The sequence below is a fragment of the Veillonella sp. R32 genome (assembly GCF_010093125.1).
GTDB lineage: Bacteria > Bacillota > Negativicutes > Veillonellales > Veillonellaceae > Veillonella_A.
Genome location: NZ_NMZQ01000040.1, coordinates 40188 through 47414, shown reverse-complemented (window position 1 = coordinate 47414; position 7227 = coordinate 40188). Strand labels below are relative to the sequence as shown.

General features: G+C 37.5%; 9 protein-coding genes. 4 read left to right on the top strand and 5 right to left on the bottom strand.

Going from position 1 to position 7227, the window contains the following annotated elements:
- The first annotated feature begins 307 nt into the window (after window positions 1–307).
- Window positions 308–892 carry a tyrosine-type recombinase/integrase gene (locus VER_RS08245; RefSeq protein ID WP_162100356.1) on the top strand — a complete coding sequence of 195 codons (585 nt, stop codon included), beginning with the start codon at window positions 308–310 and terminating at the stop codon, window positions 890–892.
- 122 nt (window positions 893–1014) lie between these two features.
- Here the strand turns inward: VER_RS08245 and rpsR are convergent, their stop codons facing one another.
- From rpsR to rpsF, 3 genes are read right to left on the bottom strand one after another with little or no spacing between them, the layout of a single operon-like run.
- Window positions 1015–1245: a 30S ribosomal protein S18 gene (gene rpsR / locus VER_RS08240; protein WP_115310530.1), complete on the bottom strand. Its 231-nt coding sequence runs from the start codon at window positions 1243–1245 to the stop codon at window positions 1015–1017.
- A gap of 39 nt (window positions 1246–1284) precedes the next feature.
- Complete coding sequence (locus VER_RS08235; protein WP_162100355.1) at window positions 1285–1686, bottom strand: single-stranded DNA-binding protein; 402 nt, start codon at window positions 1684–1686, stop codon at window positions 1285–1287.
- A 17-nt stretch (window positions 1687–1703) separates the two neighbouring features.
- Window positions 1704–1988: a 30S ribosomal protein S6 gene (gene rpsF / locus VER_RS08230; RefSeq protein WP_006555211.1), complete on the bottom strand. Its 285-nt coding sequence runs from the start codon at window positions 1986–1988 to the stop codon at window positions 1704–1706.
- Between the two features lie 306 nt (window positions 1989–2294).
- Between rpsF and VER_RS08225 the strand changes: the two genes are divergently transcribed.
- A complete protein-coding gene (locus tag VER_RS08225) occupies window positions 2295–3269 on the top strand; it encodes a diaminopimelate dehydrogenase (RefSeq protein ID WP_162100354.1) in 975 nt (324 codons plus the stop codon).
- Window positions 3270–3542: 273 nt separating this feature from the next.
- A complete protein-coding gene (ychF, locus tag VER_RS08220; protein WP_162100353.1) occupies window positions 3543–4649 on the top strand; it encodes a redox-regulated ATPase YchF in 1107 nt (368 codons plus the stop codon).
- A gap of 226 nt (window positions 4650–4875) precedes the next feature.
- Here ychF and VER_RS08215 read toward each other — a convergent pair whose 3' ends face one another.
- Window positions 4876–5541 carry a Crp/Fnr family transcriptional regulator gene (locus VER_RS08215; RefSeq protein WP_162100352.1) on the bottom strand — a complete coding sequence of 222 codons (666 nt, stop codon included), beginning with the start codon at window positions 5539–5541 and terminating at the stop codon, window positions 4876–4878.
- A 67-nt stretch (window positions 5542–5608) separates the two neighbouring features.
- Between VER_RS08215 and VER_RS08210 the strand changes: the two genes are divergently transcribed.
- Window positions 5609–6271 (top strand): flavodoxin family protein, encoded by a 663-nt coding sequence (locus VER_RS08210; RefSeq protein ID WP_162100351.1) that lies wholly within the window; start codon window positions 5609–5611, stop codon window positions 6269–6271.
- Window positions 6272–6347: 76 nt separating this feature from the next.
- Here VER_RS08210 and VER_RS08205 read toward each other — a convergent pair whose 3' ends face one another.
- Entirely contained in the window at window positions 6348–7223 is an 876-nt protein-coding gene (locus VER_RS08205; RefSeq protein WP_162100350.1) for a hypothetical protein, read from the bottom strand.
- Between the last annotated feature and the right edge of the window lie 4 nt (window positions 7224–7227).

Sequence of the window (7227 nt, the reverse complement as noted above, 5' to 3'; positions counted from 1 at the left end):
ACACAACAATTACGTCGCATGTCCTTCCTAAGAGTGCATAATCTCTTTAGCGCCCCAAAATTTGACAAAGAGCCAATAATACCTATACCGACTTTGATACACGAAGAAAAAAAGAAAACGCTAAGCTAGCTGATTTAGAAGACTTAAAAGAACTTGAAGAATTAATATCTAAACATAAATAATAAATAAAAAATCATTAGGACATTTCTCAACTCAAAAAGAAGCTTTGGAAGAATTAGAAGCCTATAATAAGTGACCAGAATTATCTTTATCCAAAGATATTACTTTTGAAGAAGTTTAGAACCTTATGATAAAGCAAAAAGAAAATTTAGGTATAGCAAATGTAGCCAATTACAACATGACCAAAAGTCGATGCACGCATTTATTAAAAGTGCCTATACAGAAAATACGTCTTGCCCAACTACAAGATATTGTCGATAACTGTGGATTATCTGCAGCAAACAAACGGCAAATTAAAGTGACCTTAAACGCAGTGTTTACAGTAGCTTATGAAAATGACTATATACAAAAAAACTATGCTGAATTAATTAAATTACCAGCATTAGGTAAATCAGACAAGCATAAGCCATATAGCCTTGATGATTTGCAAACACTTTGGGCACATCAAGATGACGAAATAATAGAGATTTATGGACTTGAAGAACATAAACCTCATGATGGCCGTCATACCTTTATTACCTTTACTAGCAACTATGGTATTGATGAAATACTGGTTAAACTAATTGTAGGACACTCCAATAGCCGTAATATTACTCAAGATGTGTACACTCATAAAACACAATCCCAGTTATTAGAAGCTGTAAATTTGCTACCATACGGTACTAACATGACACAGTTATCAAAAAAATTGGTGGGTGCTATAGAAGCATGATTTGATTGTTTCGGGGATACTATAGTGATGCTACTACCACGAATTACCCCCATTTAACTCATTTTATAAAATAAAAGAACCCAGCAACCATCATGGTTACTGGGTTTTCATTTGTTATGCGATTATTCTGCAGTGAATGGCAACAATGCAATAGCGCGAGCGCGTTTAATTGCAAGAGTTAATTTGCGCTGATGTTTAGCGCAAGTGCCAGAAATACGACGAGGAAGAATTTTGCCGCGTTCAGTCGTAAAACGACGAAGTTTAGCAATATCTTTATAGTCGATTTGATCTACATGATCAACGCAGAAGTTACATACTTTTCTTCTTGGCTTTCTGCCTCTATCTCTTCTCATTGTGAATCCTCCTTTTCGAATTAGTAGGAGTCCTAAACACTAGAACGGAATGTTTTCTTCGTTACCGCCACCAAAGCTGTCGAAATTAGATGAACCACCGCCAAAGCTATCAGCGTTTTGTGCATCTAAAGACTGGCCAACAAAGTTAGCCACTACTTCAGTAACATAGCGTTTTTGCCCATCCTGAGTTTCATAGGAACGGGTATTTAAACGACCTTCAACGAAACAACGGCTCCCTTTGCGCAGGTTACCAGCTGCTTCCCCTAATTTACCCCATGCAACGCAATTGATGAAGGCAGTTTGTTCCTTCTGTTCATTGGTTATGGAATCAAAATATGTGTTTGTCGCAGCCACTGTAAATGTTGCTACGGCTCTACCAGTTTTAGTAAAGCGCACTTCAGGGTCACGAGCTAAATTACCTAAGATCTGTACTGAGTTCATAATAAACCTCCCAGAGCTTACTTGCCGTGTTTAACAATTAGGTGTTTAAGGACATCATCGTTGATTTTCAATACACGATCGATTTCTTTGATTTCAGCAGGATCTGCTTCAAAGTTAACCAATACGTAGAAACCGTCAGTGAATTTTTTCACTGCGTAAGCAAGACGACGCTTGCCCCAACGATCTACCTTTTCTACTGTGCCGCCTACACGAGCAATCAAAGCTTCTACTTTTTCAATAACCGCGTTGGTTGTCTCTTCTTCGGCTGGTTTCACAATCACCATGACTTCGTATTTGTTCATACAAAATCACCTCCTCTTTTGGACTTATGCCCCTATCTTCCATAGGGGTAGGAAGCGCTTACCATCAATAAGCCTTACTATTATAACCTAAGCAACGGTAAAACACAATACCTATATATGATATAAATAAAATTTTTATCATAATTTTTAGTATAATTTATCGTAACCTAACTCTGAAATTAATACTCAGCTTATTTTCTATAGAAAATTTCACTTTACTCTGTACAGGTCAGTTCGGAAACGGTATACTAAAATAAGATAATTAAATAAGAGTTATTATCACATACATTTTAGGAGGTCTTACTTATGAGTTTAATTAAAGTAGGCATTGTAGGCTATGGCAATCTAGGCCGTGGCGTAGAAGCAGCCGTTAAATTACAGCCAGATATGGAATTAGTTGGTGTATTCTCTCGTCGTAGCGGTTTACAAACTGTAAGTGGCGTACCAAGCTATGCTATGAGCGAGTTAGAAAGTTTCAAGGGCAAAATTGATGTTATGGTTCTCTGTGGTGGTTCTGCTACTGACTTAATTGAACAAACACCAATGGTAGCTAAACATTTCACAGTTATCGATAGCTTTGATACCCATGCACGCATTCCTGAACACTTTGAAAATGTAAATAAAGCCGCTAAAGAAGGGGGCCATGCCGCGCTTATTTCTTGCGGTTGGGATCCAGGCATGTTCTCCTTGCAACGAGTGTTTGCAGAAAGTATTTTGCCAAAGGGTAAATCATATACCTTCTGGGGTCGTGGTGTAAGCCAAGGTCACTCCGATGCCATTCGTCGCTTAGAAGGTGTTGTTGATGCCCGTCAATATACGGTACCTCGTGAAGAGTATTTAGACCAGATTCGCAATGGTGAAACGCCTGAAGTGACGGCTCAATCTGGCCATCTTCGCGAATGCTACGTAGTCGCTGCCGATGGTGTTGATAAAGCTAAAATTGAGCATGATATTAAAACCATGGAAAACTACTTCGTTGGTTATGAAACAATTGTACATTTCATTTCCCAAGAAGAACTGGATAAAAATCATAAGGGAATTCCTCATGGTGGTTTTGTCCTTCGCAGCGGCGAAAGCACGGAAGGTACTCGTCATGTAGTTGAATATTCCTTAAAACTTGATAGCAATCCAGAATTTACGGGCTCTGTTTTAACAGCCTATGCTCGTGGTATTTATCGCTTAGCTAAACATGGCGGTACTGGTGCGTATACCGTTTTTGATATTCCACCAGCTTGGATTTCTACGCACAGTGCTGAAGAATTACGTGCCCATTCCTTATAATCTAAAATGTAACTTATAACACACTCCATATAAGGGCTGTAACGAAATGCGAAACTTTTTCGCCATTTTGTTATAGCCCTTTTTCATACAGTTAGCAAATTTCAGTTCCTATGCGCAAATATCATGCAGTAAAACTATTTCTATGCTATAATATATTGTTGATATGCATATAGAGTCATGTGCATATACGGTAAAATCATATTCATATAACATAGGCAGTTATAAAATAAACAACAATTATGTATATATCGAGTCATTTAAAAAGGTGGTATTATGAGCACAAATCTTGAAGTAGGTATCGTAGGTCTTCCTAATGTAGGAAAAAGTACATTATTCAATGCTATTACTAAAGCAGGCGCTGAAGCAGCTAACTATCCATTCTGTACCATTGAACCAAATGTAGGCGTTGTTGATGTACCAGATGATCGCATTTATAAATTAGCGGACATGTTTAAATCTAAAAAAGTAATTCCTGCCGCTATGCGTTTCGTAGATATTGCCGGTCTTGTAGCTGGTGCTTCTAAAGGAGAAGGCTTAGGCAACAAATTCCTTAGCCATATTCGTCAAGTAGACGCCATCGCTCAAGTAGTTCGTTGTTTTGATGACCCTAATATTACGCATGTATCTGGCTCCATCGATCCTATTCGTGATATTGAAATCATTAACACAGAACTTTGCTTAGCTGACTTAGATTCTGTCGAAAAACGTAAACAACGCATTGAAAAAATCGCTAAAAGTGGTGATAAAGACGCTCGTATCGAACTTCCTATTTTAGAAAAAGTAATTGAAGGTCTTGGCGAAGCCATTCCAGTGCGTGCCCAAGGACTTGATGAAGAAGAATTAGAAATTCTTAAAGAGTTAACCTTATTAACAGCTAAAAAATCTTTATATGTAGCTAATATTTCAGAAGATGAAATTTCTGACTACTCTGGCAACGAACATGTGAAACGAGTGCAAGAATACGCTGCCAAAGAAGGGTCCGGTGTTGTCGTTGTATCGGCTCGCATTGAATCTGAAATTGCAGAATTATCTGATGAAGAAGCGACTGCGTTCTTAGAAGAACTAGGCGTTTCAGAAAGTGGTCTTGATAAATTAATTAAAGCCAGCTATGCTTTATTAGGCCTTATTAACTTCTTCACCGCCGGTGAAATGGAAGCACGCGCTTGGACTATCGTAGATGGAACGAAAGCTCCTCAAGCAGCTGGTAAAATTCACTCCGACATTGAAAAAGGCTTTATTCGTGCCGAAATCGTTGCCTTCGATGATCTCGTAGCCTGCGGTAGCCAAAATGCAGCCAAGGAAAAAGGGCTCGTACGCCTAGAAGGTAAAGAATATGTTATGAAAGATGGCGATGTAACTTACTTCCGCTTCAATGTGTAATAATTACTACACTATGCAATAACAAACATACAATAATTAGATTAGTACTACAAACTTTATAAACATAAACACCCTTAGGTGGAAATTTCATGATATAAGAAATTCCTGCCTAAGGGCTTTTTTATGTTATGTAACCTAGTTTACAGACATAACAATTAGGCTTATCTATACTATAACTGTGTATGAATACCAGTGTATTCATAGAGCAAGTCACATATTTTCAGGCCTACCAATCAACGGTAGCTTCTGAACAATAAGCTATAAGCCCTGCTTTATCCAACACTTCTATGCGCATACGGTGCAATTGAATAATACCTTCTGATTTAAGGCGGCTCAAATAGCAATTAATATGTACCCGACTCATCCCCAAGATTTTACCTAATCGTTCCTGACTAATAACTATTTCAGTTTTATCACGACAAAGAAGTAAGTAAATAAGATTACACAATTTACTAAACCCATCATTATATTCTTGATGCCCCGTTTCATAGAGCAATAAATTAACGAAGTGCGTATACCAGCGAATAACAGCTGAACTGACTTCTGAATGAAGTGCTAATAGGCTATGAAAATCCGAGCGTTTCACTGCTACTGTATGTGTATCCGCTAGTATTTGTGCTTCTAAAGCCTGCTCTAACTGTACAGGACCTTCGAAAAATACAGGAAATAAAGTATCTCTGCCATGAAAAGATATTATTTTTTCATGGCCTGTGGGATGATTAATAGAAAATTGTAAAACACCCGATTGAATGTAGTGTAAGTATTCTAATGAATCACCAGGTTGCCATAAATAGGCCCCTTCCTTGAAGAAACATTCTTTAGTTGGTAATTCAGTAAGTAAATCTCGAATCGACAAAAAATCTTCTGAGAAAAAATACATTGGATATGTCATAACAACCACCTTTTATACACACTTATAAAGAGAAAGTTCTAATTTTATTTTGTAAAGGAGTTTTATTATGAAAGTTATCGCCATTAATGGCAGCCCTCGCCCCAACAAAAATACAGTACAACTACTAAATAAAGCCTTAGCTGGTGCCCAAGCAGCTGGCGCTGAAACAGAATTAATCTCACTCTATCCCTTACAGTATCGTAGCTGTGTCAGTTGCTTTTATTGTAAACGAAAAGATAAAGAACACGGTACTTGCATTATAAAAGATGATTTAACACCAATTATTGAACAATTAAAAAGTGCCGATGCTATCATCTGGGGTTCTCCCATTTATTTTTCAAATATAACAGCAACCTTACAAGCCCTCTTTGAACGCTTCCTTTTTTCAAACTATATTTATAGCGCTGATGTACCATCTGTTCTTGGTAAAACAATTCCTTCTGCCTTTATTTATACCATGAACATGACCGAAGAGCAAAGCTATCAATTTCATTTGCGTGAAAGCTTAGCCCCTATAGAAGCTAGTGTACATCGTATATTAGGTGTAGAACCTCTCAAGCACTATGCCTATAATACAGTACAATTTGATGATTATAGTAAATTTGAGTCATCCATCTTTTCAGAAAGTGATAAAAAAGCCTATCGAGAAGCTCATTTTGAAGATGATTTAAATCAAGCCTTTCAAATTGGCCAACAATTAATGGCTAGTGCCCAAAAATACAATAAATAAAAAAAGCTGTAACCAAATGCGAAATATATTCGTCATTTGAGTTACAGCTCTTTTCATTATATGTTACTGTTTACTCTTATCGTTTACTTTTACCAACTGGTACATAAATGGTACCAGAAGACATAGGTCCTACTGTACCTTGTTGGAAAATAAGATATAATTCATGGTCTGCTGTCGCATAGAAATCAGCAGGTACTTTATCCACTGGTAAATTTTCAGGGAAGAATTGTGCTTTCAAATCTTCATCCTCATTGATGGCCGTATTTAGTACCTCTTTAGATACGCCACCAAAATCACCTAAGGATAAAACTTTACCACTGGTACTATTAAAGGTAAACGCTTTTACCGTGTTTAAACCATTAGCCGCTTGATCTCCAATAGTATAGGATTTAATTAAAACGCTGAAAATCCCTTTATCATTGGCTTCTACATCATAAGTAATGTAGAGATTTTCTTTCATATCAGCTTTTAAATTAGCCTTTTCTAAATTCTTTTGTAAAGTCTGAACATACTTAGTAATGCGGTCATTAATTTCCTTCGTCACCACTGGACTTACAGATGTAACTGTTGGATACGTAATGTGTAAACGATCGCCCGTTACGGCTACTGGTGAAACAGAAACAGCCAATCGCTGATAATAGGCATTCGCTTCAGGTACTTGCACTAAATCGGCTTCACGCGCTAATTCATCAGATTCTTCCCATAAAGCTTTATTCGTCGCTGGGGAAATATCCTGTGAAATGCGCTTAGTCATGATGCCCGTCGTATTATTATGGGCTTCCGTTGGCGTTGCCACAGCCACTACATCACCATTATCATTAACTACAGCAGCCGCTGGCTCTGCGTTAACTTTTACCACTTCCACATCAGATGCTTGCACTAAGCCATTAGCACCTAATGCAACGGAACCAATTAAGGCAGCCATTATATATGTTTTTAATACGTGTTTCATAACA

What these genes read in the sequence shown, in the direction of transcription:
- VER_RS08245 (WP_162100356.1), top strand. Translation starts at nt 308, where the DNA reads ATGATAAAGCAAAAAGAAAATTTAGGTATAGCAAATGTAGCCAATTAC.
- rpsR (WP_115310530.1), bottom strand. Translation starts at nt 1,245, where the DNA reads ATGAGAAGAGATAGAGGCAGAAAGCCAAGAAGAAAAGTATGTAACTTC.
- VER_RS08235 (WP_162100355.1), bottom strand. Translation starts at nt 1,686, where the DNA reads ATGAACTCAGTACAGATCTTAGGTAATTTAGCTCGTGACCCTGAAGTG.
- rpsF (WP_006555211.1), bottom strand. Translation starts at nt 1,988, where the DNA reads ATGAACAAATACGAAGTCATGGTGATTGTGAAACCAGCCGAAGAAGAG.
- VER_RS08225 (WP_162100354.1), top strand. Translation starts at nt 2,295, where the DNA reads ATGAGTTTAATTAAAGTAGGCATTGTAGGCTATGGCAATCTAGGCCGT.
- ychF (WP_162100353.1), top strand. Translation starts at nt 3,543, where the DNA reads ATGAGCACAAATCTTGAAGTAGGTATCGTAGGTCTTCCTAATGTAGGA.
- VER_RS08215 (WP_162100352.1), bottom strand. Translation starts at nt 5,541, where the DNA reads ATGACATATCCAATGTATTTTTTCTCAGAAGATTTTTTGTCGATTCGA.
- VER_RS08210 (WP_162100351.1), top strand. Translation starts at nt 5,609, where the DNA reads ATGAAAGTTATCGCCATTAATGGCAGCCCTCGCCCCAACAAAAATACA.
- VER_RS08205 (WP_162100350.1), bottom strand. Translation starts at nt 7,223, where the DNA reads ATGAAACACGTATTAAAAACATATATAATGGCTGCCTTAATTGGTTCC.